This is a genomic window from Pseudomonas sp. B21-041 (genome assembly GCF_024748675.1).
In the GTDB taxonomy this organism is placed as follows: Bacteria; Pseudomonadota; Gammaproteobacteria; order Pseudomonadales; family Pseudomonadaceae; genus Aquipseudomonas; species Aquipseudomonas neuropathica.
Genome location: NZ_CP087175.1, coordinates 644035 through 670808, shown reverse-complemented (window position 1 = coordinate 670808; position 26774 = coordinate 644035). Strand labels below are relative to the sequence as shown.

Sequence of the window (26774 nt, the reverse complement as noted above, 5' to 3'; positions counted from 1 at the left end):
GAAGCTTATTCATGACACTCAAACGCATTCTTGGCGCTGTGGCGCTGCTGCTGACTCCGGCATTAGCCTTCGCTCACCCGGGGCATGGCGACAGCGGTCTGGTCGCCGGCATCAGTCACCCGATTGGCGGCCTCGACCATTTGCTGGCGATGCTGGCTGTCGGTTTGTGGGCCGCGCAGCAGCGGGGCGCCGCGCGCTGGGCGCTGCCGTGCACGTTTGTCGGCACCATGCTGATCGGCGGCATGCTCGGTTTTGAAGGGCTGGAATTGCCAGCGTTGGAAAGCGGGATTGCCGCGTCGGTGCTGGCGCTGGGTCTGGCAGTAGCCTTGGCGGTGCGTCCGCCGTTGGTCATGGCGGTGGTGGCGACGGCGGTGTTTGCGTTGTTCCATGGCGTGGCGCATGGTTTGGAACTGCCGGACATGAGCAGTCCTTGGGCGTATGCGGCGGGTTTTGTGGCCGCGACAGCTGCACTGCATGCGACGGGTTATGCAGTAGTGCGTTTCCTGCCTAAGGCTGCGGCACCGTTGGTGCGCCTTGCAGGTGCTGCCTCGGCAATAACAGGCGCCTGGCTGCTGGCAGGCTAATCTCCATCGCCTGTACCGGCCTCATCGCTGGCAAGCCAGCTCCCACAAGGATATTTGGTGTTCACACAATTGTGGACTTACCCAATCACCTGTGGGAGCTGGCTTGCCAGCGATGACGGCCGATCAGACACCAAGACTCTAACGGCCGCCGCTCTGCTACCATGTCGCGCAATCGCCCCAGCCGTGACGACGTCCGCCCATGCCCCACGCTTCTTGCTCCACCTCCCTGCCCGAATTGACCGCCCTGTTCGGCGCTGTGCAGCAGCATTTCGTCAACGTGATCGTGCCGCTCTGGCAAGGCCCGGGCTGGAACGCCGACATGGCGTTGCCCTACGAGGCGCTGGACGCCGCGCATCAGCCGCTGCCACCGCAGCGCTATCGGGCGATGGCCTGTGCACGGCAGCTGTATCTGTTTTCCAGTCTGATCGGGGTTGTGGATAACGCTGAAGTGCGTGCAGCGGCACTGTTCCGCTCCTTGCAACGGCACTTTCATGATGCCGAGCATGGCGGCTGGTTCTACAGCATCGACGCCCAAGGCAAACCGCTGGACCAGCGCAAGGATCTCTACACCCACGCCTTTATCCTGTTTGCCTGCGCGCATTACTGGGCAAAATCCGGCGATCCGCTGGTCGAGTCGACGCTCAATGCTGCGCTGGAAATCATCGGTCGACGCTTTGCCACCGGCGATGGCCTGTACGAAGCCTGCCTGGAACGCGACTGGATCACCCTGCAAACCGGTCCACTGCAAAACCCGTTGATGCACCTGGCCGAAGCATTCCTCGCCACCCTTGCCGTGCGCGAAGATGCCCAGACGCAGAAAGCGTTGCTGGAGTTATGCACAGCCATGCACAAGCAGTTCGTCGATCCGCAATATGGCGTGTTGATGGAAAAACCGCTCGGGGCTGTGGATAACTGGTATGAGCCGGGGCATCAGTTCGAATGGTATTTCCTGCTCGAATCGTCGCCGTTATTGCGTGGTTCGAAACTGCATGCGGCGCTTGACCGGGCGTTTGCCTTCACCGAGCAATACGGTGTGGTGCAGCCATCCGGCGCAGTACGGGCGATGCTCGATCTGGAAACGGACGGACGCCCGCGAGACTCGACCCAGCGGATCTGGGCGCAGGCGGAATATCTGCGCGCACTGACCTTGCGTCAGGGCAGTGAAGCGGTGGTGCTGCGCCAGTTACAGGCGTTGCAACAGCGGTTTCTGCATGCCGGTGGCTGGCATGAGTGCCGGGATGAGTTGGGCGAGGTGAGCCGTAAGGACATGCCTTCAACTACGCCGTATCACTTGGCGACTTGCTATAGCGGCCTGGCTGAATATCTGCGCTGACGGATAAATGGCTATCGCGAGCAGGCTCACTCCTACAGGGGAACGCATTCCAAATGTAGGAGCGAGCCTGTTCGCGAATGGCCGTTATAAGGTCGCTATGCGATCCACTTCTTGTCACCGGTAAAGCTGATGGTCAACCAGCGCGCCGCATCCGGCTTGCCCAGCTTCGCCGATATCTCTTCGCGTAACGCGTCCAGCTGTCCGACATTGCTCAACGCATAATCCGCCGGCAACACCACATGAATTTCGATAAAACGTGCCCGCCCGTGCTTCTGCACGTACGACACGTAATCGTCGAAACCGTGTTCGGTTTTCGCCGCGTCCATCACTTGGCGCACCTGATCATCCAGCGTGTCCGGCGCGATCCCCAGCACATCGCGTAAGGCCGGGCCAAGGATCTTGAACGCCGGCGGCAACATGGTCAGGGCCAGCACGATCAGGATCAGCGGGTCGACATACACCGCCCACTGCCCATAGCCTTGGGACTTGAGCAGCAGCGCCGCGAGGAAACTGATCAAAAGGCCCACGGACAGCATCGCGTCCACCAGCCAACTGATGTTATCGAACTGGATCAGGCTGGATTTGAGCTTGCGGTTACGGTGCCGGACGTAGAAAAAGTAGGCGAACTCGACCACGGTAAACACCGCAGCATAAATGATCACCAGTCCTAACTCGATATCGCGGCCACCGTTGATGATGCCGAACACGCCGTTGAGAAACGCGTAGATCGCGATCAGCATCAGGAAACTGCCTTCGATCAGCAGCACCATCGGCTCCAGATGCCAGAAACCGAACTGGAAACGGTGGTTGCTTTGCTTGGCGATCAGCTTGGCAGTGATCAGCATCAGGACTTTGATGAAGGTTGCGATCAGCGAGAAAAAACCATCAAACAGGATGGATTGGGAACCTGAAACAAAACCGGTGACGATCCCGGCAATCGCCACAGCCAACATCAGAATGGTCGATTGTTTGAGCAGTGCCTGCTCACCTCGGTTACTCACTTTGACTCCTCGAAAAACCTTGAAAACCGCGGGGTGCGGTTGGGTTGTTGCGAGGGGAGTTTACCTTATCGGGATTTATTGCCTGTGCTGGCCTCATCGCTGGCAAGCCAGCTCCCACAAGTACCGAGTCGCTCACAAGATTCGTGTGCACCGATAACCCTGTGGGAGCTGGCTTGCCAGCGATTGGCCGTGACGCGGTGTCAGGCCTTGTTACGCTCAATGGCAAAACCCGCCCAGGTCTGGCTCACCGGCATCAATTCCAGACTGTTGATGTTGATGTGCGCCGGCGCGTTCATCACCCAGAAAATCGTCTCGGCAATGTCCTGCGGCTGGATCGGCTCGGCACCAGCGTAGGTCGCGTTGTAACGCTCCTGATCGCCGGCAAAACGCACCAGCGAGAACTCGCTCTCGCACAGCCCCGGCTCAATGTTACTGACCCGCACGCCCGTGCCTTGCAAGTCGCAACGCAGGTTCAGCGAGAACTGTTTAACGAACGCCTTGGTCGCGCCATACACGTGGCTGCCCGGATACGGATAGTTGCCAGCAATGGAGCCAAGGTTGACGATGCCGGCGCCACGGCCATGGGCGATCAGGCGCGGCAGCAGCAAGCGGGTGGCGTACATCAGGCCTTTGACGTTGGTGTCGACCATGGTGTCCCAATCGTCGAGATCGCACTTCGGCGCCGGATCCACGCCCAGCGCCAAACCTGCGTTGTTGATCAACCCGCGAAGCTTTGCGAACGACGGCGGTAGATTGGCAATCGCCTCCTCCATGGCCTTGCGGTCACGCACATCAAGCACCAGACCGTGCACTTCGGTCTGTTTCGACAATTCGGCGCACAACGCATTGAGGCGTTCTTCACGACGGCCGGTCAGCACCAGTTTCCAGCCAGCCTCGGCAAAACGGCGGGCACAGGCTTCACCAAATCCGGACGTCGCGCCGGTGATAAACAGGGTGTTGGACATCGTGTTCTCCTTGCTTCGGCCGCCGGGGCAGCCCTTGGAATAGAAAATCAGCAGGCAGCATGCCCGCCCGCGCATTCACGGGCAACACCCACAAGCTGTACAAAAAACAACCAGACATGCCAACGCCATAGCGACCGTGGCCTGTAGCCATGTGCACGCATGTTATCCACAGTCCCTTCCACAGTTTCCGGGGGCAACTGGAAACGCGCAAAGCCGCGCCACACAAGGCTTTGCGGGCGAAATAGAAAGTTTTTTGCTTGACCCTGAAGTGGCGGATGTGCGGGAGATGGCATTTTGCACGAACGGACGTTTAGCACAGTGATTGCGCGAGGCCAGTAATTACGGCGCTCAGCGCGGTCTTTCCAGAGTTTAATCACAGACTTATCCACAGCCTTGTTCACCTGGAACCGGCCGATTGGCAATGTCTAGAAAAAGATTGACAACGACGTCTTCAGCCCTCTCAAAAACGCCTGATCAAAAAACAACCACACACTTGCAAGCCACGGTTTACAAGGCGTCCAGCCAGATACACCCACGTTATTCACAGCCAGCTCCACAGTAACCGGGGACAAGTCAAAACTGTGGAAAAACAGCCATTTGCAGCGTCTATATGTCGCGCTTTGGCAGCTTGGGGAATTTGTTTTCCACAATTCCACGCAACACTTGAAATCACTGATCAATTCCCTGTAGGAGCTGCCGAAGGCTGCGATCTTTTGATCTTTAAAGACAACATCAAAAGATCGCAGCCTTCGGCAGCTCCTACACAGGCGTGCGGTATGTTTGAGGAATGAAAAAGCCCCGGGACTTGCGTCGCCGGGGCTGTGCATAACGTCGAGGAATCAGTGCCCGCCCAGATAGGCGTTACGCACTTCCTCATTCACCAGCAACTCTTTACCCGTGCCCGTCAGGCGAATCTCGCCGTTGACCATCACATATGCGCGGTCCGAAAGCTTCAGCGCATGGTTGGCGTTCTGCTCAACCAGGAAAATGGTCATGCCGGTTTTCGCCAATTCCCGCAGGGTCGCGAAAATCTGCTTCACCACAATCGGCGCCAGGCCCAGGCTCGGCTCATCGAGCAGCAACAACTTTGGTCGGCTCATCAAGGCACGGGCAATGGCGAGCATTTGCTGTTCACCACCAGACATGGTCATCGCCCGTTGGTTACGTCGCTCTTCCAGCCGTGGAAACAGCGTAAACATACGCTGCATGTCCTCTTTGGCGTACTTGTCGCCAATCGGGATGGTGCCCATCAGCAGGTTTTCCTCGACGGTCATGTCGGGGAACACTCGCCGCCCTTCCGGCGATTGCGCGATGCCGTTGGAGGCGATGTAGTGCGAGGACTTGTGGGTAATGTCGACGCCTTGATAAAGGATCTGCCCGCCTGCCGCCCGTGGCTGGCCGAAGATCGACATCAGCAACGTCGATTTGCCGGCACCGTTGGAGCCGATCAGGCTGACGGTTTCCCCTTCGTTGATCTGCAGAGAAACACCTTTGAGGGCCTGGATCGGGCCATAGAAGACGTCGAGGTCTTTGAGTTCGAGGATCGGTTGCGTCATACCAGCTCCTCTTCGTCGGCGCCCAAATAGGCTGCGATCACCTTCGGGTCGTTGCGGATCGCTTCAGGCCCGCCTTCGGCGATGACGATGCCGTGGTCCAGCACCACGATGTGGTCGGAAATGCTCATAACCATGCCCATGTCGTGTTCGATCAGCACCACGGTCAGATCGTGCTCGTCGCGCAGCAGCCGGATCATCGCGCTGAGCGCTTCGGTTTCCTGAGGGTTGAGGCCGGCGGCCGGTTCGTCGAGGCAGATGATCTGCGGCCGCGTGCACATGGCCCGGGCAATTTCCAGACGACGCTGTTGGCCGTAGGAAAGCTCACCGGCGAGCCGGTTCGCGCAGTCCACCAGATCGACCACTTCCAGCCAATAGAACGCGCAATCCAGCGCGTCACTTTCGGCCTTGCGGTAGCCCTTGGTGTTGAGGATGCCGGCCAGCATGTTGCGGTTGACCCACATGTGCTGGGCCACCAGCAGGTTTTCCAGTACCGACATTTCCTTGAACAGGCGAATGTTCTGGAACGTCCGCGCCAGGCCTGCCCGGTTCACCAAGTGCGTACCGCCGAACATTTTGTAGTACATGCGGCTGAGGAAAGATTTCGGCGAAACGAAGTCGGTCGGTTTGAACGACTCGCCGAGCAACTGGATGACGTTGGTCTGCTGGCCGCGCACGTTGAGTTCGATCTTGCCACCCGAGGCCTTGTAGAACCCGGTCAGGCAGTTGAACACCGTGGTCTTGCCAGCACCGTTGGGGCCGATCAGGGCGAAGATCGAGTTGCGTTTGACCTTCAGGCTGACATCGCTCAAGGCCTTGATGCCACCGAAATGCATCATCAGTTTTTCAACAGAGAGTACGACTTCACTCATGGCGCAGTCCTCTCATAGTGAATGGCACCTTTGCGTGGAGTGACCCCGGTCCGGCTGATGCGGATCAGCCCGCGTGGTCGCCAGATCATCATCAACACCATCAGGATGCCGAACAGCAGCACGCGGTATTCAGCGAAGCCGCGCAGCAATTCCGGAGCAACCGTCAGCACGAACGCGGCGATCACCACACCGATGGTCGAGCCCATACCGCCGAGCACGACGATAGCGAGGATCAGCGCCGATTCGAAGAAGGTGAACGAGGTCGGGTTGACGAAGCCTTGATAGGTCGCGAAGAACACACCGGCAAGACCGGCGGTCGATGCACCGATGGTGAACGCCGAGAGCTTGACCAACACGTGGTTGAGGCCCATCGAGCGGCAGGCGATTTCATCTTCACGCAAGGCTTCCCAGGCGCGACCGACCGGCATTTTCACCAGACGATGCTTGATGTACAGCACGGCCAGCACCACGAGGAACAAAACCGCGTAGATGAAGTAATACTTCACATCCGGGTTGTAGGCGATGCCGAAGAACTCGTGAAACGGCACCCCGCCATCCTTCGCCCGCTTACCGAACTCCAGACCGAAGAACGTCGGCAATGGCGCCGGCATGCCGTTCGGGCCGCCGGTCAGTGACAACCAGTTGTTGAGGACCAGGCGAATGATTTCACCGAAGCCCAGGGTCACGATTGCCAGGTAGTCGCCGTGCAGGCGCAGCACCGGGAAACCGAGGATGCAACCGGCCAGCCCGGCCGTGATCGCCGCCAATGGCAACACCGTCCAGAAGCCCAGGCCGAGGTACTGATAACCGAGCGCCAGACCGTAGGCGCCGATGGCGTAGAACGCCACGTAACCGAGGTCGAGCAGACCGGCCAGACCGACCACGATGTTCAGCCCCAGCCCCAGCAGCACGTAGATCAAGCCGAGGATGACCACGCCGAGCAGATAGGAGTTGGAGACAAACGGCACGATGACGGCCAGCACAATCAGCAGCGGGATGATCCAGCGCAGCGAGGATTTGTGATCGGCAGGCAGCACGTGCACCCCAGAGCCAGTACTCTCGAATCCGTCGAGAATTTTCAGGCCCTTGGGCGTTTGCAGGAACAGGCTGAGGGCAAAGCGGCCGATCATGACAATGCCGATGATCCAGGCCACCCGGGTCGGTTCAAGGTTGAAGCTGTAACCCTCGAGCACGACGCCGACAATCGGACCGAAAACGATCAGGGCAATCAGGCCGGCAAGAATCGCCTCAACCAGGCTTTTTTTGATATCGATGGATTTTTGAGTGGTTGAAGACATCGCTTACACCTTCGACACAAGAGGACGGCCCAACAGGCCCTGCGGCCGGAAGACCAGAACAAGTACGAGCAGCGAGAAGCTGAACACGTCTTTGTAGTCGGAGTTGACCAGGCCGGAGAACAGCGACTCGGAGATGCCGAGGATGATCCCGCCGAGCATTGCCCCAGGCAGTGAACCGATCCCGCCAAGCACCGCAGCGGTGAACGCCTTGATGCCGATAATGAAGCCGGCATAGAAGTCGAAAGTGCCGTAGTTCATGGTGATCAGTACGCCGGCCAGCGCCGCCATGGCTGCACCGATGATGAACACATAGGAAATGACCCGATCGGTATTGATGCCGAGGATCGAAGCCATCTTGCGGTCTTGCTGGGTCGCACGGCACATGCGTCCGAGCTTGGTGTACTTGATGACGTAGGTCAGCAGGCCCATGCCGACGAATGCGGCCACCAGAATGAAGACTTTGGTGTAGGTGAGTTGCACGAAGCCGGTACCGATTTCAACACGCCACGCACCGCTCAGCAGGGTAGGTACGCCCTGTTGTTTGGCGCCCTGGGCGATCTGTGCATAGTTTTGCAGGATCAGCGAGATACCGATGGCGCTGATCAACGGTGCCAGGCGGGTGGAGTTGCGCAGGGGTTTGTAAGCGACACGCTCGATGACCCAGCCATACACCGCCGTGACGACGATGGTGAAGATCAGCGTGCCGAGCATCAGCAGTGGGAAAGATTCGATACCGAAGTACGCCAGCAGAGCCAGACTGATTGCCGCCAGGTAAGCAGAAATCATGTAAACCTCGCCGTGGGCGAAGTTGATCATGCCGATGATGCCGTAGACCATTGTGTAGCCGATGGCGATCAGGCCATAGACCGACCCGAGGGTCAGGCCGTTGACCAGTTGCTGCAGGAAAATACCATCCATAACGCAATCTCACGCAGTGAGAACCTGCACACCTGTGGAGTGCGGTTCTTCTAGGAAAAATACAGATTTACGTCGGAGCAATGTCAGAGCGCGAACGGTTCGATCACCACAGGACCTTGTGGGAGCTGGCTTGCCAGCGATAGCGGTAGAACATTCAACACAGTTGTCGACTGTCAGGCCGTCATCGCGGGCAAGCCCGCTCCCACAGGGCTTTGCGGAGTTCAAAGGGTCGCGTCAGCCCTTACTTCTGTTTTTCCAGCTGGTGATATTTGCCGTCCTTGTCCCACTGGTAAACCACGTAGTCAGAGACTTTCAGGTCACCCTTGGAATCCCAGGTTTTTTCGCCCATCACGGTTTTCACCGGATTTTTCTTCAGCCAGGCCGCAGCCTCTTCGCCCTTGTTGGACTTCGCGCCGTTGAACGCGGCAGCCAGGGTTTGCACCGAAGCGTAGGCGTACAGGGTGTAGCCTTCAGGCTCGGTACCGGCCTTGCGGAAAGCGTCCACTACGGTCTTGCTCTCTGGCAACAGACGCGGGTCGGCGCCGAAGGTCATCAGCACGCCATCGGTGAATTGCGGGCCACCGGCGGTGGTCACCAGCTCGTCAGTCACGATGCCGTCATCGGACATGAACTTGACGTCTTTCAGGCCTTGTTCACGCAGTTGGCGAACCAGCGGGCCGGCTTCCGGGTGCAGACCGCCGAAGTAGACGACGTCGGCGCCAGCGCCACGGATCTTGGTAACGATAGTGCTGAAGTCTTTTTCGCCACGGGTCAGGCCTTCGTACAACACAGGCGTCACGCCGCGCTTGACCAGTTGGGCTTTGGTGGCATCCGCCAGGCCTTGGCCGTAGGTGTCTTTGTCGTGCAGTACGACGACTTTCTTGCCCTTGAGCACGTCGACGATGTAGTCGCCGGCCACAATGCCTTGCTGGTCGTCACGCCCGCACATACGGAACATGGCGCTGAGGCCACGCTCGGTGACTTGTGGGTTGGTCGAACCCGGGGTGATCGCGATGATCCCGGCTTCGTCGTAGATTTCCGACGCTGGAATGGTCGAAGAGGAGCAGAAATGACCGACCACGCCGGCGACTTTCTGGTTGGTGAGGTCCTTGGCGACCGTCACGGCCTGCTTCGGTTCGCAGGCGTCATCGCCTTTGACCAGTACGATTTTCTCCCCGTTGACGCCGCCTGCCGCGTTGACTGCGTCAGCCGCTGCCTGTGCACCCTTCATGTACTGCTCGCCAAATGCCGCGTTGGCGCCCGTCATTGGACCCGCTACACCGATTTTCACATCAGCTTGAGCAAACGCAGAAACACCCAACGCAGTAGCCACTGCGAGGGCCAGAAAGCCTTTCTTGTAAAACGTCTGGGACATGAGGTGGTGCTCCAAGGTTTTTTTTAGTTGGCACTGCGACTTCACTTCACTGATTGCTCTGAGCAAGGGCCGTGCCATCGGTTTTTTATTCTTCAAAAAGTCGCTGCTTTCTTGTTATTTCGACTGTTTCGTTCCCATTTTCATTGGGCGTGCAACCGTCTAAACCGCGGAAGGTGAAACCATTTATTTTTTCAGGCGCAACCCGCACGCGCCATCATTGCAACCGCGGCGCCAAACGACGTGCAACCAGCCTGTAACAACCCGCGTCACCGAACTGCACACTGCTGGTGCGGGACTGCTACAACCCGCACCATTACAGGCTAGTCGCTACGTGAAAAAGCGCCGCGTCCGGCAACATATTTCAACACTCAAATCACAATGCGCAGGCACTGGCCCGCGTGATACAGCGAGAACCCGGCCTCGTACAGGCAACTGCGCAAGCCCACACCGGTCAGGGGCTGCATCGGTGCGAAGGGAATCGGCAGCGCTTGAGGATTTCCGTTACACAGGTAATCAGCGAAAGCCTTGCCGACCACGGTGCCGGTGGTGACGCCACGGCCGTTGTAACCGGTGACGGCCACCAGCCCCGGCGCCGGCTCGAACAGGCGCATGAGGTGATCTGGCGTAAAAGCTATACGCCCGGTCCAGGTGCATTCCCACTCGACCGGTTTCAGATTGGGGAAATAATGCTGCTGCACGCGATCGGCCCAGGCCTTGAGAAACCAGGTCGGTTTTTGATTGCCGTTGCCCAGGCTGCCGAGCAACAACCGCCCTTCTTTGTCACGGCGGATGCTGCTCAGCACCTGCCGCGTATCCCATGAACCCTGCCCGCCCGGGAGAATTTCCTGCGCGGCGTCCTCGGTCAGCGGCACCGAAGCGACCTGATAGTAGTAACCGGGGAAGAAGTTGCGCTTGAGTTCGGTCCAGTCGCCCTCGGTGTAGGCGTTGGAGGCGATGACCACTTGCTCGGCCAGCACTGAACCGTGTTCGGTCTGCACCGACCACTTCGCGCCCTGACGCTCAAGGCGAGTGACCGGCGAATGATCAAACATTTGCCCGCCGAGACCGCTCACCGCGTTGGCCAGCCCGGTGACATAAGCCATCGGGTTGAGCGTGCCGGCGCGGCGATCGAGCAAAGCCGCGGCAATCTTTTGCGTGCCGGTGGCTTGCTCGCAGGCCTTGCCGGTCAGCAGTTCAACCGGTGCGCCGCGACGTTTCCATTGTTGCTCGCGGCTGCGCAAATCCGCCTCGCCCTTGGCGTTGTGCGCCATGTGCAACGTGCCTTCGCGGCGCAACTGGCAATCGATGTTGTACTTGTCCACAAGGCTGAACACCAGCGCCGGTGCGCCCCCGAGCATGCGATTGAGCTGGCTGCCCACCGCTTCGCCGAAACCGGCTTCGATCTCGTCCGGCGGGATCCACATGCCGGCGTTGACCAGTCCGACGTTACGCCCGGAACCACCGTGCCCCGCGCGATGAGCCTCCAGCACGCAGACGCTTTTGCCTTTTTCCAACAGATGCAGCGCCGCCGACAACCCGGTGAACCCGGCGCCGATCACGCAGACATCGACTTTGACTTCGCCTTTGAGCGCGGTTTTATCCGGCCTTTGTGGCGTGAGCTTTTCCCACAGACATTCTTCGCGTAACGGCATTGCCAGACTCCAACAGAAACCTGCCAAACACAGTGCTGATCCTGTGGGAGCGAGCCTGCTCGCGAAAGGGGCGTATCAGCCAACATCAATGTCGACTGACCCACCGTATTCGCGAGCAGGCTCGCTCCCACAAGGAGGGATCTCCACCTGTCAGTCGAATGTGATGCCCTGCGCCAGCGGCAACTCCAGCGAGTAGTTCACGGTGTTGGTCTGCCGGCGCATATAGGCGCGCCACGCGTCCGAGCCGGACTCACGCCCGCCACCGGTCTCTTTCTCGCCACCAAACGCGCCGCCAATTTCGGCACCGCTCGGGCCGATGTTGACGTTGGCGATGCCGCAGTCGCTACCGACTGCCGACATGAACTGCTCGGCCTCGCGCACATCGGTGGTGAAGATGCACGACGACAAACCTTGTGGCACCGCGTTGTTCAGGCGCAGCGCTTCCTGGAAATCGCTGTAGCCGACTACATAAAGAATCGGTGCGAAGGTCTCACTGCAAACCACATCACTTTGCTCGGGCATTTCAACGATCGCCGGCGAAACGTAGTAGGCGTTGGGGAATTGATCCTCAAGCTGACGCTTGCCGCCGAACACACGACCGCCCTCGCTCAACGCCTGCTCCAGCGCGTCCTGCATGTTTTCGAAGCTGTGCTTGTCGATCAGCGGGCCGACCAGATTGCCTTCCAGCGGATTGCCGATGCGCACTTTCGAGTACGCAGCTTTGAGGCGAGTAACGATTTCTTCTTTCACAGATTCGTGGGCAATCAGTCGACGCAGGGTGGTGCAACGCTGCCCGGCAGTACCGACGGCGCTGAACAGAATCGCCCGTACCGCCATGTCCAGATCGGCGCTCGGGCCGAGGATCATCGCGTTGTTACCGCCCAGTTCCAGAATGCTGCGGGCGAAACGCGCGGCGACTTTCGGCGCGACTTCACGGCCCATGCGCGTGCTGCCGGTGGCGCTGATCAGTGCGACACGCGGGTCATCGACCAGCGCTTCGCCGGCATCGCGACCACCGATGATCACTTGGCAAAGGTTCGCTGGCGCATCGGTAAAATTCTTCACCACGCGGTCGAACAATGCCTGGCAGGCCAGTGCGGTCAGCGGGGTTTTCTCCGATGGTTTCCACACCACCGGGTTGCCGCAAACCAGTGCCAGCGTGGTGTTCCATGCCCACACCGCAACCGGGAAGTTGAACGCGCTGATCACCCCGACCACGCCCAGCGGATGCCAGGTTTCACGCATATGGTGGCCCGGACGCTCAGAGGCAATGGTCAAACCGTACAGCTGGCGGGACAGGCCGACGGCAAAATCGCAGATGTCGATCATCTCCTGCACTTCACCCAAGCCTTCCTGAGTGATCTTGCCCGCCTCCCAGGAAACCAGTTCGCCGAGATCAGCCTTGTATTCGCGCAGTACTTCACCGAATTGACGCACCAGCTCGCCACGACGCGGAGCCGGCACCTTGCGCCACTGCTCGAACGCATGATCTGCGCGACTGATGTGCTGCTCGACTTCGGCCGGGCCTTCCCAGTTCACGGCGGCAATGCGGCTGCCGTCGATCGGCGAATGCACCGGCACTTTGCCGTTCTGATAAAGGGCCGGGTTCACACCAAGACGATCAAGCAATGCGGCAACCATGGGTCACTCCTCAAGCAAAAAACTGAATGTGTGCGGACGCTTTTTCGCGACCGGGCAGGCCTTTAGTTGTAGCGTCACAATGGCAAGGCAACAAACGACCTTTACGCGAGATATCATTCCGTTTATTCATGCTGCGCACAGAAAGACAAGAAAAGGATCGGCCATGCTGAACAAACGCCACTTGCCCTCGATCACCGCGCTGCAGTGTTTCGAGGCCGTGACCCGGCACCTCAGTTTCACTCGCGCCGCTGAGGAACTGAATCTGACCCAGAGTGCGGTGAGCAAACAGGTCGCGCAGCTTGAAGAGCTGTTGCAGCATTTATTGTTTCGCCGCGTGCGTCGACGTTTGCAGATGACCCCGGCAGGGGATTTGTACTTGGTTGAAGTACGAAAAATCCTCACACAAGTGGAGATGTCGACGCATTACCTGCGTTCCTACGGCGGCGAGACCGAAGTCCTGCGCGTCTCGACGCCCTCGACCTTCGGCGCGCGCTGGCTGGTGCCGCGCCTGAAAGGCTGGCGGCTACGCCATCCGTCGATTCATCTGGATTTGTGCAACGAGCAGGAAGCGGATGATCTGCTGCAAGGGCGCAGCGATCTGGCGTTCTACTTCGGCCAAGGTTCACGGCCCGGCACTGAATGCCTGAAGTTGTTCGGCGAAGAGTTGGTGCCGGTGTGCGCGCCGGGTAGCCTGCCTGATAAGCCGTTTACTGATCCGACGCAACTCACCGATCTGGTCCTGTTGCAAAATGCCTCGCGCCCGCAGGCCTGGCACGACTGGTTCGACAGTCAGGGTTACCAGACCGAACACAGCTATCACGGGCCGCGTTTCGAAACCTTTTATATGTGCATCCGTGCCGCGCAGGTTGGCTGCGGTGTGGCGTTGTTGCCGCGATTTCTGGTGGAAGAGGAATTAGCCGACGGCAAACTGGTCATTCCTTTTGAGCATGCCATGCCCAGCACCGATGCCTATTACCTGGCATACCCGGAGCATGCGGCAGAAGTGCCGAAGGTACGGGATTTCGTGAAATGGATGCTGGAGCAGATCGATAGCCCGAATGACTGATCCGATTGAAAAATGTGGGAGCGAGCCTGCTCGCGAAGAGGCCGGCACATTCAATACCCATTTCGACTGAAATGACGCCTTCGCGAGCAGGCTCGCTCCCACAAGGGTTCTGCGGTGATCTAAAAAATTGCTGGCAATCTTCGTCCCTGATATGCGCCACTAGCGCCATCGAATGAGACCGCGCACAGGCGCGGCGCACCTGGAGACCCCGTTATGAGCGAGAGCGTGTTTGCCGATCGCATCGTGCAGAACCTGCTCGACACCGACTTCTACAAGCTGACGATGATGCAGGCGGTGCTGCACAACTATCCCAACGTCGAAGTCGAATGGGAGTTTCGTTGCCGTAATAGCGAAGATCTGCGCCCGTATCTGGCCGAGATCCGTTTTCAGATCGAGCGTCTGGCCGAACTGAGCCTGAGCGCCGATCAACTGAGCTTTCTCGAGCGCATCAGTTTCCTCAAGCCGGACTTCCTGCGCTTTCTCGGGCTGTTCCGCTTTAACCTGCGGTATCTGCACACCGGCATCGAAAACGGCGAGCTGTTCATCCGTCTGCGCGGGCCGTGGCTGCATGTGATTCTCTACGAAGTGCCGCTGCTGGCGATCGTCAGCGAAGTGCGCAACCGCTATCGCTACCGCGAAACCGTGCTGGAACAAGCGCGCGAACAGCTCTATCGCAAGTTCGACTGGCTGACCGCCAACGCCTCGGCCGACGAGTTGTCGCAACTGCAGGTCGCCGATTTCGGCACCCGCCGCCGCTTTTCGTATGGCGTGCAGGCTGAAGTGGTGAATGTACTCAAACACGACTTCCCCGGGCGTTTCGTCGGCACCAGCAACGTACACCTGTCCCGCGAGCTGGACATGAAACCGCTGGGCACCATGGCCCACGAGTGGATCATGGCGCACCAGCAACTCGGTCCACGGCTGATCGACAGCCAGATCGCCGCGCTTGATTGCTGGGTTCGCGAATACCGTGGCCTGCTCGGGATCGCGCTCACCGATTGCATCACCACCGATGCGTTCCTCGGCGACTTCGACCTGTTCTTCGCCAAGCTGTTTGACGGCCTGCGCCATGACTCCGGCGATCCTGTGGCGTGGGGCGAAAAATGCATCGCGCACTATCACAAACTCGGCATCGATCCGATGAGCAAGACCCTGGTGTTCTCCGACAGCCTGACCCTGCCCAAGTCGCTGGAGATCTTCCGTGCGCTGCACGGGCGGATCAACGTCAGCTTCGGCATCGGTACCAACCTCACCTGTGACATTCCGGGTGTCGAACCGATGAGCATCGTGCTTAAAATGACCGCCTGCAACGGCCAACCGGTGGCAAAGATCTCCGACGAGCCAGGCAAGACCCACTGTAAAGACCCGAATTTTGTCGCCTATTTGCGGCACGTTTTCCAGGTTCCTGCCGATTCCAGTCTATCTAGCAAGGAGTGAATTCATGCAAGCCGTACAGCGTGAGATTGCTGAACAGCTCAAGGTGCAACCGCCGTTCGCCGACCACAAGGCCCTGCAGGCCGAAGTCGCCCGGCGCATCACCTTTATTCAGGATTGCCTGGTCAATTCCGGGCTCAAGACGCTGGTGCTGGGCATCAGTGGCGGCGTCGACTCACTGACCGCCGGCCTGCTGGCCCAGCGGGCGATGCGCGAGTTGCGTGACCAGACAGGCGACAACAGCTACAAATTCATCGCCGTGCGTCTGCCTTACGAAACCCAGTTTGACGAACACGACGCCCAGGCCTCGGTGGATTTCATCGCGCCGGACGAGCGCCATACCGTAAATATCGGCCCGGCTGTGAAGTCGCTGGCCAGTGAAGTGGCGGCGTTTGAAGGCAAGCACGCGGTGTCGGTGGATTTCGTACTGGGCAACACCAAGGCGCGGATGCGCATGGTTGCTCAGTACACCATCGCCGGCGCGGCGCACGGTCTGGTGATCGGTACCGATCATGCGGCGGAAGCGGTGATGGGTTTCTTCACCAAGTTCGGTGACGGTGCCTGTGATCTAGCACCGCTCAGTGGTCTGGTGAAAAATCAGGTTCGTGCGATTGCGCGCAGCTTTGGTGCGCCGGAGTCGCTGGTCGAGAAAGTGCCCACGGCGGACCTTGAGGATTTGTCGCCGGGCAAACCTGATGAGGCTTCGCATGGCGTGACGTATGCCGAGATCGATGCGTTCCTGCACGGCGAACCGGTGCGTCAGGAAGCGTTCGACATCATCGTTGCGACCTACAACAAGACCCATCACAAGCGCGTGATGCCGTTTGCGCCGTAAGCGCTGATGGAATGAAAAAGCCCGCTGAGGAGTGATCCTCAGCGGGCTTTTCTTTGGCCCAGACATCAGTTGATGCAGATGGCCCCTTCGCGAGTAGGCTCGCTCCCACATTGACGGCGCAAACCTGTGGGAGCGAGCCTGCTGGCGAAGAACGATAACGCGGTGGTCCTGATTACTTGACAGTAATCGTGCCTTTCATCATCGAGATGTGGCCAGGGAACGAGCAGAAGAAGCCGTAGCCGCCATCAGCAATCTTCGCTACGTCAAAGGTCAGCGAATCGGTTTCCTTGGCGCCGATGATCTTGGTGTGAGCGATGATGCGTGCGTCACCTTCCGGCAGGTAGTTCTTGTCGATACCGGCGGCCAGGCCAGCGGTGGCGATCGGCTGCATGTCAGCTTCTTTGCTGATCACCAGGTTATGGCCCATGACGTTCTTCGGCAGGTTGCCGGAGTGAGTCAGTTCGATAGTGAAAGTCTTGCAGCTCTTGTCGATTTCGATGGCTTTGGTGCTGAAGGACATCTGATCGGTGGAGTCAACGGTGGTTTTGCACTCAGCAGCCATCAATTGGCTGCTGGCCAACGCCAGCAGGGATACCGCAACAACTTTGGAAAACATGGTGAATCTCCAAGGCAGGGTTAACAAAAACACGAATGATGGAAAGACTGCCTGAAATCTTCGCAAGTTCCTATGACTTGAGTCAAAAATTGTATACAACTTTCAGGCTATGACATTCATCGAAACAATCTAACGGCCAGATGCAACGGCCGGCCGTATGATCGGCGCATCTACTGAGACGGAGTGCCTATCATGTTCTTTAACGGTCTTTTGTGCAGTTTGCTCGCCGCCTACGCCTGTGGCGCCAGCGGTACCTTTGAATCGCCTGAACGCGAAGTTTAGGCCTTGGATCGAGGCTTGCCAGCCATTACCCTGTGACGGATTGACCCAGGAGGAAGGCATGTCTCTGAAATCCGTGTGTGTATTTTGCGGTGCCAACGCCGGCACTGTTCCGGCCTACACCGAAGCCGCCGTCGCCCTTGGCCGGGCCTTGGCCGAACGTAAATTGACCCTGGTCTACGGCGGTGGCGCCGTGGGTTTGATGGGAATTGTCGCCGATGCCGCGCTGGCTGCTGGCGGTGAAGTCATCGGGATCATCCCGCAGAGCCTGATGGACAAGGAAATCGGCCATAAAAGCCTGACGCGCCTGGAAGTGGTCGACGGCATGCACGCGCGCAAGGCACGCATGGCCGAGCTGAGCGACGCCTTCATCGCCCTGCCCGGCGGCCTCGGCACGCTGGAAGAACTATTCGAAGTCTGGACCTGGGGCCAGCTCGGCTACCACGGCAAGCCGTTGGGTTTGCTGGAAGTGAACGGTTTCTACAGCAAACTCACCGCATTTCTTGACCATATCGTCGGCGAAGGCTTCGTTCGCGCGCCACACCGTGACATGCTGCAAGTGAGTGAATCAGCGCAAACGCTGCTCGATGCCCTGGATAACTGGAAGCCGACCGTCACGCCAAAATGGGTCGACCAAAAACCCGGCTAACCACGAGGCACCGATACAAGGCAGAATATGCGCCGCTCAACCTCACCTTCGACCCAAGAGGATCGCCCATGGCCAAACCCAATTACTCCTTCGCCAAACGTCAACGAGACCTGGCAAAGGAACAGAAGAAAGAGGAAAAGCTTCAGCGCAAGAAACAAACCGCTGAGGAAGCGGCACTGAACCCTGACGGTGAAGTGGCGACGCAAGATGATGTTGATGCAACCGAAGCGACTGAAACACCGAAAGATCAGGCGCCCGACGCCTGAACCCCACCGGGTTTGATCATCGAATCAGACCCTGCGGATTTGTGACGGGGCTGGCGGTTCCACTGCCGGCCCTCACAGCCCTTCCCCTCCCCAATACACCAAAATCCCCTGTGGGAGATTCTATGGTTGAGGGGAAGCCCTCAACTGACTTTTGTCTGGTATTCGCTTTGCCCTTTCAGCAAGGCGAATACCACCCGAGCAAGTTTGCGAGCCAGCATCACCAACGCCTGCGTGGTGCTGAAACCCCGTGCTCTTTGGGCCTCGTAAAACCCTTTCCAGGCTTTCGTACGGCTAGCCGACATCGCAGCGTTGTGCAAAAGTCGGCGGGCCTCGGGGTCTCCGCGCTTGGTCAAGCTGCGGCGACCGTCCTTTTGCCCTGATTTCGATACCCTTAAATCCATGCCCAGGAAGGCGATAAACGCATCCGCGTTGCTAAATTCCCCCCGCTGAAACGCCGTGAGCAGGCGCGCTCCGGTCAGAAATCCAATGCCCTCAACTTTCAGGCAACGCTTCAATTGGCCGAGCAAACCGGCTTGTTTGAGCTGATCGTTGATCGTCTTTTCGATCATCGTTTCAAGCCGCTGCATGGATTTTATTTGTTCAGCAAAAGCTGCCTTCAATAGCGGCTCATTCGACCAGCTCTGCACCAGGCCGACCCTTGCCTGGACCAAAGCCGCGCGGCGGCGGAAAAGGCTCAGGAGCTGGCGGTACAGCGGTGATGGCGGGGTCCAGGGGCGCAACTCCTCGGCTTCGTTCTTCAGGTAACGGGCCAGCAACTTGGCGTCCAAGGCGTCGGTTTTGGCGCGGATCTTCACGCCTTCGCGGTAATGTTTGAGTTCATAGCCGCCCACCATGTAAATCGTGCAACCGGCCGCATAAGCCAAATCAGCGAATTCCAAGTGGTAGATGTTTGTAGCCTCAATGGCAATAGACACGGGGCCGAGCAAGGCCTTCAGCCACTGCTTAATGGATGTTTTGGTGTTGGGAATCGCTTCAAGCAGATCGCTATCGGCCTGATAAATCACCAGTTCATTTTTGGCGACATCCACGCCAACGATCGGATTTGATAGAGCGACTGGCATTGCCACAGGATTTCCTCCGGGATAAGGTTTGAGCACTTGAAGGGCTCACCCAGAGGCGCAGGCTTGTTCCTATCGTCGGTCTAGCCAGATGCATTCTTTATCGGCGCTTGGGTGAAAGGAGGAGGGGCGAAATCTCCCACGGTCTGTGCTGCGTCAACAGTCAGAATCGAGCCTTGTCCCTCCTCCTCCCTTCAAGTCCTACCATACAAGCGAGCCTGCTCGCGAAAGCGGTGTATCAGTGTAAATATTTGCTGCTGACACACCGCTATCGCGAGCAGGCTCACTCCTACAGTTTCATCGTCGTTAATCCAGGGGCATCACGGTGACGCGCACTTCCGGGTCATGATTGCCGCCGCCCAGAATCACCCCGCGCAACGGTGACACATCGGAAAAATCCCTCCCCCACGCCAGCGTGATGTGTTCCTGCGCCGGCTGCACATTGTTGGTCGGATCGAAATCCACCCAGCCCAGCACCGGACAAAACACCGACACCCAGGCGTGCGACGCATCAGCGCCGATCAGGCGTGGTTGCCCCGGCGGTGGCTGGGTCAGCAGATAGCCGCTGATATAACGCGCTGCCAGCCCTCGCGAGCGCACGCACGCCAGCATCAGGTGAGCGAAGTCCTGACAGACCCCGCGCCGCCGTTCCAGCACTTCCACCAGCGGTGTCGCCACCTGGGTCGCCTCGGCATCAAAGGTGAATTCACTGAAGATCTTCTGCATCAAGTCCTGCACACCCAGCAGCAACGGCCTGCCCGGCGGAAAACAACTTTGCGAAAACTCGACGAAGCTGCTTTTCAAGTGCACGTAAGGGGACTGGAACCGGTAGCGACAAGCTTCGAGCAACTCAGCGGAAAGCGGTTGACTGCTGTAGGTCAGCGCATCGCGGGTCAGCTCCCAGGCGGGCGACTGACTGAAGTCCAGCACCGGCCGCGCCAGCACCTCAACAGTCAGCCGAGCATTGACCTGCAATTCATCGTGAGGCCGTTCGAAGGCCAGCCGGGTCAGCGGATTGCCAAACACGTCGAGTTCATCACGGCGGGCTGTCGGGTCCGGGCTGATCAGCAATTGCTGTTCGGTGCAACGCTGCCAGGCACATTCACGCGGCCACAAGTGCGCCAGTTGCTGCGCCAGGGACACCGGACTGTCGTAGTGGTAACAGGTGTCGTGGAGGATCAGGTAGCGAGCATTCATCAAACGGACACCGTGCGCTGGCTGACATCATCGACATGGGCGAAATGGCGCAGGGCCAGACGATCCGACACCTGCCCGCTGGCCTCGGCAATGTCCTGCAGCAGATCCGCCAGACCATTCAGAGCGGCTCGTACGCTGGATTCCCCGAACAGCGGATTCTCCAGACATCCCAGATCAAACCGCGCCAGACGCTCGACCAGTTGCGACAATGCCGCTTCCCGCGGCGCCGCGAAATCATCGTTCAAACGTTTCAAGGTGCGGGTCACCAGTTTCAACTGAAACAACACCGCGTGCGGGTTCTGCTCGTCGAGCAACAACAGGTCGAGCACCGGAATCAATTGCGCCACGGCCAGATAACGCGAACGGTAGGTGATACTGCTGTTGCCCAGTTCCAGCAGCCATTCGAGGCCCGCTTGATCGAACGCCCCGGCGCCGCGCAGAAATGCCGCCAGACTGCTGCTGAGAAACTGCAGACGCTCAATGCGCCGGCCGATCATCAGAAAGCGCCAGCCTTCGTCGCGGGTCATGTCGTCGAGGGCAAACCCGGAAAGCGCCGCCAGCGACATCACCAGCCGGTTGAGGAAGTCCAGCAGTTCGCCAAAGTCGGGTTCGTCGGTATCCAGTTCCATCGCTTCGCGCTGCAACTCCACCAGCGCCTGCCAGTTCTCCCGCGAAAGCTTGCCACGCACCTGCGAGGCCGCCCACTGCAAACGCTGCAGGTTGGCGCGCAGGCTGAACGACCAGTCTTCACCGAGCAATGCAGCGAGCAAGCGCTCGGGAAGTTCTCCTTCATCCGGCAACAACGTCAACCGCTCACCGAGATCGACCGCCGCCTGCAACGCTTGCGGGTCGTCGCCGTCGACATACCGCGCGAGCATGATGCGCAGCAACCGCGCACTGTCATCACAGCGCTCGCAGTATCGGCCGAACCAGAACAGGTTCTCCACCACCCGTGAGGGCAGATACGGGTCGCGCCGTACCAGATCATGGACCCCAACGCTGCGCTGACTCTTCCACTGCTCGCCACTGGGCGGACGATCACCGAGTATCCAAGTGTCTTTGCTCGCCCCACCGCGCTGCATCGACACTACTTCGGCATCAGCCTCGGCGGCCACCCGGGTCAGACCACCGGGCAGCACGCGATAACCGTCAGCACCCGCCACGGCGTACATGCGCATGCCGATCGCCCGTGGTTGCAGTTGACCATTTTCCGCCTGCCAGATCGGTGCCTGGGACAGTTGAGCCAATTCTTGCGCCACATAAGCATAAGGACGCGCCTGCATGCGCTCGGCAAGCGCCTGACGCTGTTTTTCACTCAGATCACGGCCAAAGACCGGCGCGAAGCTCTGCGAAGGAAATGCTGGTTTGATCAGCAGTTCGGGCAGTTTTTCCAGGGCTTGGGCCAACACCGGCGCCTCACCGCACCACCACGTCGCGATCGACGGCAAAATCAGTTCTTCGCCAAACAGGTATTGGTTGATCTTCGGCAGAAAGCCCAGCAATCCCGGCGACTCCAGCACGCCGCTACCCAGCGCATTGGCGACCAGAACGCGCCCTTGGCGTACTGCCTCAAGCAACCCGGGAACGCCGAGTGCCGAGTCCGTGCGCAACTCCAGCGGATCGCAGAAATCATCATCGAGCCGGCGCATGATCGCATGCACCCGACGCAAACCACTGAGGGTTTTCAGGTAGACCGTGGCGTCGCGCACCGTCAGGTCACCGCCCTCGACCAGCGGATAACCAAGTTGCCGAGCCAGATACAAATGTTCGAAATAGCTTTCATTGAAGCGCCCCGGCGTGAGCAACACCACCAGCGGCGCGTCATCGTCACTGGGCGCTTGTCGCGCGAGGGTTTCCTGCAATGTGCGGAAGAAGCCGGCCAGATGCTGCACCTTCAGATCCCGGTACAACTCGGGAAAGGCGCGCGACACGATGGTGCGGTTTTCCAAGGCATAGCCGGCGCCGGATGGCGCTTGCGTACGATCGGCGGTGACCCACCAGCGCCCGTCCGGTGTACGCGCCAGATCCACGGCGTACAGGTGCAGAAACGTCTCTTCCGGCAGCGCGACATGCTGACACGGCCAGAGAAAATTGTTGTGGCCGAACACCAGCTCTGCCGGCAACAAGCCTTCGCTGATCAGCCGCTGCGGCCCATACAAATCGGCCAGCACCGCATTGAGCAGTCGCGCACGCTGGGCGATACCTGCCGACAGTTGCTGCCATTCATCCGCAGCAATCACGTGGGGCAGCAGATCCAGCTCCCACGGCCGATCAGCGCCCTTGGGATCGGCATAGACGTTATAGGTGACGCCGTTTTCCTGAATCTGCCGCGCCAGCAGTGCCTGACGCTGCACCAGTTGCGCCGGCGTGCTGCGCTGCAACTGATCGAACAAACGCCGCCAGTGCGGGCGCACCGCGCCACTGCCGTCGAGCAGTTCGTGATAAGTGCCCGCCGTAAGCGGGTAGCGGTCTAGCAGGTCAGGCATGGAAAGCTCGGCAGACAGCAAGGAACGGTCAGACTAACGCAGCCACATGACGCGCGGATATACGAAAAATCCGCGTGTCGCGTAGGCCTTAGAAACGTCGCAAATCGATTGTCATCGGTAGCTCGTCACTGATTTCTATATTCGGTACAGGAAGTTTCCCCGGCGTGTGTCCGACGCGGAAGAATCGCGCCATCCGCCGGCTCTCGGCTTCGTTGGCATTGACCGGCAACGTCTCGTAATTGCGCCCGCCCGGATGCGCGACGTGGTACTGACAACCGCCCAGCGAGCGGCCCATCCAGGTGTCGAGCAGGTCGAACACCAGCGGTGCGTGCACGGGTATGGTCGGTTGCAAGCAGTTGGCCGGCTGCCATGCGCGGTAACGCACACCCGCGACAAACTCGCCAACCCGTCCGGTCGGATGCAACGGCACGGCGATGCCGTTACAGGTCAGCATATAGCGCTGCGGCGGCAGGCCTTTGAGCTTGACCTGCAAACGCTCCAGCGATGAGTCGACATAACGCACCGTGCCGCCAGCCGCGCCCTCCTCGCCCAGGACATGCCACGGTTCCAGCGCCTGACGCAGCTCCAGTTCGATGCCGTTGACGGCGTAATCGCCGACCTTGGGAAAACGAAACTCCAGATGCGCTGCGAACCATTCCGCGCGCAGCGGATAACCGGCGTTGTTCAGTTCGACGATGACATCGGCGAAATCCTGTTCGATAAAGTGCGGCAGCAGGAAACGGTCGTGCAGTTCAGTGCCCCAGCGCGCCAGTTTCGGCGGCGCATAAGGTTCGCGCCAGAAACGCGCGACCAGCGCCCGCAGCAACAACTGCTGGGCCAGGCTCATGCGCGCATGGGGCGGCATTTCAAAGGCACGCAGCTCAAGCAAGCCGAGACGCCCGGTGGCGCCGTCCGGTGAATACAGTTTGTCGATGCAGAACTCGGCACGGTGCGTATTGCCGGTGACGTCGATCAGCAGGTTGCGCAGCAGTCGATCAACCAGCCACGGCGCGCATTCCTCGCCCGGCTCCGGCATCTGCGCAAAAGCGATTTCCAGTTCATATAAAGCATCATTACGCGCCTCATCGACACGCGGCGCCTGAGACGTCGGGCCAATGAACAAGCCGGAAAACAGATACGACAACGATGGATGGTTGTGCCAGTAACTGATCAGGCTGCGCAGCAGATCCGGGCGGCGCAGAAACGGTGAGTCCGCCGGCGTCGCCCCACCGAGAACGAAATGGTTACCACCGCCGGTGCCGGTGTGACGACCGTCGATCATGAATTTCTCGGTGGTCAGGCGGGTCTGGCGCGCCTCTTCATAGAGAAATTCGGTGCGTTCGACCAACTCGTCCCAAGTCGCCGACGGCTGCACATTGACCTCGATCACACCCGGGTCCGGGGTGATGCGGAAATTGCTCAGACGCGGATCGCTCGGCGGCTCATAGCCTTCCAGCAGCACCGGGCAATGCAGCTCTTCGGCGGTGGCTTCGATGGCGGCCACCAGTTCCAGATAATCCTCAACCCGCTCCAGCGGCGGCATGAACAGGTACAAACGCCCCTCGCGGGCCTCGGCGCAAAACGCGGTGCGGGTCAGCCAGTCGGCGGATTCGTCGATTTTCGGCACGCGTTCGTCTGTCGTGGCAGGTTCGCCATGACTGTTGAGCTGCGCGGTTTCCGGCAACTCAGGCAAGTCTTGATTCGGATCCTGAGGATGAATGAACGGATACTCGGCGGCCTTCACCCACGGCTGCGACCCCAACGGCAGGCGATAGCCCAACGGCGAATCCCCCGGCACCAGTCGGCAATGCTCGTCACGCAGGTACCAGCGCCCGCTCTGCCATTGATCACCCTTGGCGGTGCGCGCCAGCGGCAATACCTGGCCGATCACCTTGTTCAGGCCCTGACTGAACACCTTGCGCAAGCGTGCGCGCTCAAGCGGTTCCTCAAGACGTGAATCTTCGGCGCTGACATTGCTCGGCAACGTGCCCTCGCGCCAGAGGTAGTAGAAATTGTCTTCGTAGGCCGGGAAGACAAAACGTGTAGGCAATTTCAGGCGCTCGGCGACACTGGCGAGGAAGCGTCCGGCCAACTCGCCATCCGCTCCGTAGTCCTGCTGCTCATCGGCGATCAGTGCGTTGTTGTGCCAGATTGGCACACCGTCGCGACGCCAATAGCAATTGAGCGACCAGCGCGGCAGTTGCTCGCCGGGATACCACTTGCCCTGGCCGAAATGCACCAGACCCTGCGGAGCGTAATGCTTGCGCATGCGCTGGAACAGTTCAGCGGAAAGTCGCCGCTTGGCCGGCCCCAGCGCGGCGGTGTTCCACTCGGCGCCATCCGGGTCATCGATGGAAACGAAGGTCGGCTCGCCGCCCATGGTCAGGCGCACGTCATCCGCCAGCAGATCGGCATCGATCTGCCGTCCCAGTGCCTGAATCGCCAGCCACTGCTCGTCGGTGTAGGGCTTGGTGACGCGCGGCGCCTCCCATATCCGCTCCACCGACATTTCATGGCTGAATTCACATTCGCACGGCTCGACCAAGCCACTGATCGGTGCCGCCGAGGACGGATCGGGACTACACGCCAAGGGGATATGCCCTTCGCCGGCGAACAGCCCGGACGTGGCGTCCAGGCCGATCCAGCCAGCGCCAGGCAGATACACCTCGCACCAGGCGTGCAGGTCAGTGAAATCGACTTCAGTGCCGGACGGGCCATCGAGGCTTTTCACGTCGGCGGTCAGTTGAATCAGATAACCGGAGACAAACCGCGCGGCCAACCCGAGGTTGCGCAGCAGTTGCACCAGCAACCACGCCGAATCGCGGCAGGAACCGGAGGCGTGTTCAAGGGTGTGTTCCGGGGTCTGCACGCCCGGCTCCATGCGAATCAGGTAGCCGATGTCTTCGCTCAAGCGCTGGTTGAGCGCCACAAGGAAGTCCACCGCCGGCAGCGGCGTGCGGTCGATGGCGTCCAGATAGGCTTTGAATTTCGGCGTCAGCGGCAGGGTTTCGAGGTACGGCGCCAGTTCCTTGCGCTCATCGGCGGCGTAGGAGAAAGGGATTTTCTCGGCGTAGGGTTCGAGGAAGAAGTCGAACGGGTTGAACACCGCCATTTCGGCGAGCAGATCGACTTCGATGCGCAACTCATTGGTTTTCTCGGGAAACACCAATCGCGCGAGGTAGTTGCCCTGCGGGTCTTGCTGCCAGTTGATGAAATGCTGCTCGGGCGAGACTTTCAGGGCATACGACAGAATCCGCGTGCGGCTGTGGGCGGCCGGGCGCAGACGTACGATCTGCGGGCCGAGTTCGACAGCGCGGTCATAGCGGTAATGCGTGACGTGATGCAATGCGACATGAATCGACACGGCGTGCCTCCTGCGAGCCTAAGCGTATTCGAAAGCGCGCAAAACTTATGCCATGCAGAGGCTTGGGCGCTTTCCCGGAATGCTTAGGGCAGTACAGCACCAAAATCGGGCGATGCGGGGAAATGGTTTGGGCTGATTGCACGTAAATGTTGCGAAGAGCCCCTCACCCTAACCCTCTCCCAGAGGGAGAGGGGACTGACCGAGTTGACTAAGCGAGCTACACCGACCTGAAACTTCGAGTCGAACTTCGATTTTGAAAAGCACAGCGATCTGCTCCCCTCCCTACCCCTCTCCCGGGGGGGGTAGGGAGG

Annotated in this window: 21 protein-coding genes; 7 read left to right on the top strand and 14 right to left on the bottom strand. The window is 59.4% G+C overall.

Annotated elements, in window-relative coordinates; translation table 11 throughout:
• The first annotated feature begins 11 nt into the window (after positions 1-11).
• Together LOY43_RS02830 and LOY43_RS02825 are read left to right on the top strand one after the other, a co-directional pair.
• Positions 12-584: a HupE/UreJ family protein gene (locus LOY43_RS02830; RefSeq protein WP_258709162.1), complete on the top strand. Its 573-nt coding sequence runs from the start codon at positions 12-14 to the stop codon at positions 582-584.
• Between the two features lie 199 nt (positions 585-783).
• Positions 784-1917 (top strand): AGE family epimerase/isomerase, encoded by a 1134-nt coding sequence (locus tag LOY43_RS02825; RefSeq protein ID WP_095126132.1) that lies wholly within the window; start codon positions 784-786, stop codon positions 1915-1917.
• 95 nt (positions 1918-2012) lie between these two features.
• Here the strand turns inward: LOY43_RS02825 and LOY43_RS02820 are convergent, their stop codons facing one another.
• From LOY43_RS02820 to LOY43_RS02780, 9 genes are all read right to left on the bottom strand, one after another.
• Complete coding sequence (locus LOY43_RS02820) at positions 2013-2918, bottom strand: cation diffusion facilitator family transporter (RefSeq protein ID WP_258709161.1); 906 nt, start codon at positions 2916-2918, stop codon at positions 2013-2015.
• Positions 2919-3118: 200 nt separating this feature from the next.
• The gene (locus LOY43_RS02815; RefSeq protein ID WP_007915905.1) at positions 3119-3883 is read right to left on the bottom strand and encodes an SDR family oxidoreductase; all 765 of its coding nucleotides are present in this window, start codon (positions 3881-3883) and stop codon (positions 3119-3121) included.
• An 839-nt stretch (positions 3884-4722) separates the two neighbouring features.
• Positions 4723-5439 carry an ABC transporter ATP-binding protein gene (locus LOY43_RS02810; RefSeq protein ID WP_007915900.1) on the bottom strand — a complete coding sequence of 239 codons (717 nt, stop codon included), beginning with the start codon at positions 5437-5439 and terminating at the stop codon, positions 4723-4725.
• Positions 5436-6308, bottom strand: coding sequence for an ABC transporter ATP-binding protein (locus tag LOY43_RS02805; RefSeq protein WP_016985385.1), 873 nt, complete (start codon positions 6306-6308; stop codon positions 5436-5438). Before LOY43_RS02805 ends, LOY43_RS02810 begins: the two co-directional genes overlap by 4 nt.
• Positions 6305-7606: a high-affinity branched-chain amino acid ABC transporter permease LivM gene (livM, locus tag LOY43_RS02800; protein ID WP_095047315.1), complete on the bottom strand. Its 1302-nt coding sequence runs from the start codon at positions 7604-7606 to the stop codon at positions 6305-6307. The genes LOY43_RS02805 and livM overlap by 4 nt, the downstream gene beginning before the upstream one ends.
• A gap of 3 nt (positions 7607-7609) precedes the next feature.
• A complete protein-coding gene (locus tag LOY43_RS02795) occupies positions 7610-8524 on the bottom strand; it encodes an ABC transporter permease subunit (RefSeq protein ID WP_095047314.1) in 915 nt (304 codons plus the stop codon).
• A 241-nt stretch (positions 8525-8765) separates the two neighbouring features.
• Positions 8766-9899 (bottom strand): ABC transporter substrate-binding protein, encoded by a 1134-nt coding sequence (locus LOY43_RS02790; RefSeq protein WP_038360427.1) that lies wholly within the window; start codon positions 9897-9899, stop codon positions 8766-8768.
• A 368-nt stretch (positions 9900-10267) separates the two neighbouring features.
• On the bottom strand, positions 10268-11551 hold the full coding sequence (locus LOY43_RS02785) for an FAD-binding oxidoreductase (RefSeq protein WP_095047313.1): 1284 nt from the start codon (positions 11549-11551) through the stop codon (positions 10268-10270).
• A 150-nt stretch (positions 11552-11701) separates the two neighbouring features.
• Positions 11702-13192, bottom strand: a complete 1491-nt coding sequence (locus LOY43_RS02780; RefSeq protein WP_007915887.1) for an aldehyde dehydrogenase family protein — start codon at positions 13190-13192, stop codon at positions 11702-11704.
• Between the two features lie 163 nt (positions 13193-13355).
• Here LOY43_RS02780 and LOY43_RS02775 point away from each other — a divergent pair, with 163 nt between their 5' ends.
• The 3 genes from LOY43_RS02775 (at position 13356) to nadE (ending at position 16527) form a co-directional block, all read left to right on the top strand.
• Positions 13356-14258, top strand: coding sequence for a LysR family transcriptional regulator (locus tag LOY43_RS02775; protein WP_095047312.1), 903 nt, complete (start codon positions 13356-13358; stop codon positions 14256-14258).
• A gap of 213 nt (positions 14259-14471) precedes the next feature.
• On the top strand, positions 14472-15695 hold the full coding sequence (pncB, locus tag LOY43_RS02770) for a nicotinate phosphoribosyltransferase (RefSeq protein ID WP_093430192.1): 1224 nt from the start codon (positions 14472-14474) through the stop codon (positions 15693-15695).
• 4 nt (positions 15696-15699) lie between these two features.
• Positions 15700-16527, top strand: a complete 828-nt coding sequence (gene nadE, locus LOY43_RS02765) for an ammonia-dependent NAD(+) synthetase (RefSeq protein WP_093430191.1) — start codon at positions 15700-15702, stop codon at positions 16525-16527.
• 172 nt (positions 16528-16699) lie between these two features.
• On the opposite strand, the gene azu is transcribed toward nadE, so the two are convergent.
• Positions 16700-17143: an azurin gene (gene azu, locus LOY43_RS02760; RefSeq protein ID WP_095047311.1), complete on the bottom strand. Its 444-nt coding sequence runs from the start codon at positions 17141-17143 to the stop codon at positions 16700-16702.
• Positions 17144-17483: 340 nt separating this feature from the next.
• On the opposite strand from azu, the gene LOY43_RS02755 reads away from it, so the two are divergent.
• Together LOY43_RS02755 and LOY43_RS02750 are read left to right on the top strand one after the other, a co-directional pair.
• Positions 17484-18071, top strand: coding sequence for a TIGR00730 family Rossman fold protein (locus LOY43_RS02755; protein ID WP_093430190.1), 588 nt, complete (start codon positions 17484-17486; stop codon positions 18069-18071).
• 68 nt (positions 18072-18139) lie between these two features.
• Positions 18140-18337: a hypothetical protein gene (locus tag LOY43_RS02750; RefSeq protein WP_095047310.1), complete on the top strand. Its 198-nt coding sequence runs from the start codon at positions 18140-18142 to the stop codon at positions 18335-18337.
• Positions 18338-18477: 140 nt separating this feature from the next.
• Here the strand turns inward: LOY43_RS02750 and LOY43_RS02745 are convergent, their stop codons facing one another.
• From LOY43_RS02745 to LOY43_RS02730, 4 genes are all read right to left on the bottom strand, one after another.
• Entirely contained in the window at positions 18478-19419 is a 942-nt protein-coding gene (locus LOY43_RS02745) for a transposase (RefSeq protein ID WP_220558825.1), read from the bottom strand.
• A gap of 303 nt (positions 19420-19722) precedes the next feature.
• The gene (locus LOY43_RS02740) at positions 19723-20613 is read right to left on the bottom strand and encodes a transglutaminase family protein (RefSeq protein WP_258709160.1); all 891 of its coding nucleotides are present in this window, start codon (positions 20611-20613) and stop codon (positions 19723-19725) included.
• Positions 20613-23099, bottom strand: coding sequence for a circularly permuted type 2 ATP-grasp protein (locus LOY43_RS02735; protein WP_220557494.1), 2487 nt, complete (start codon positions 23097-23099; stop codon positions 20613-20615). The genes LOY43_RS02740 and LOY43_RS02735 overlap by 1 nt, the downstream gene beginning before the upstream one ends.
• An 88-nt stretch (positions 23100-23187) precedes the next feature.
• Complete coding sequence (locus LOY43_RS02730) at positions 23188-26463, bottom strand: DUF2126 domain-containing protein (protein ID WP_220557492.1); 3276 nt, start codon at positions 26461-26463, stop codon at positions 23188-23190.
• Positions 26464-26774 lie beyond the last annotated feature (311 nt).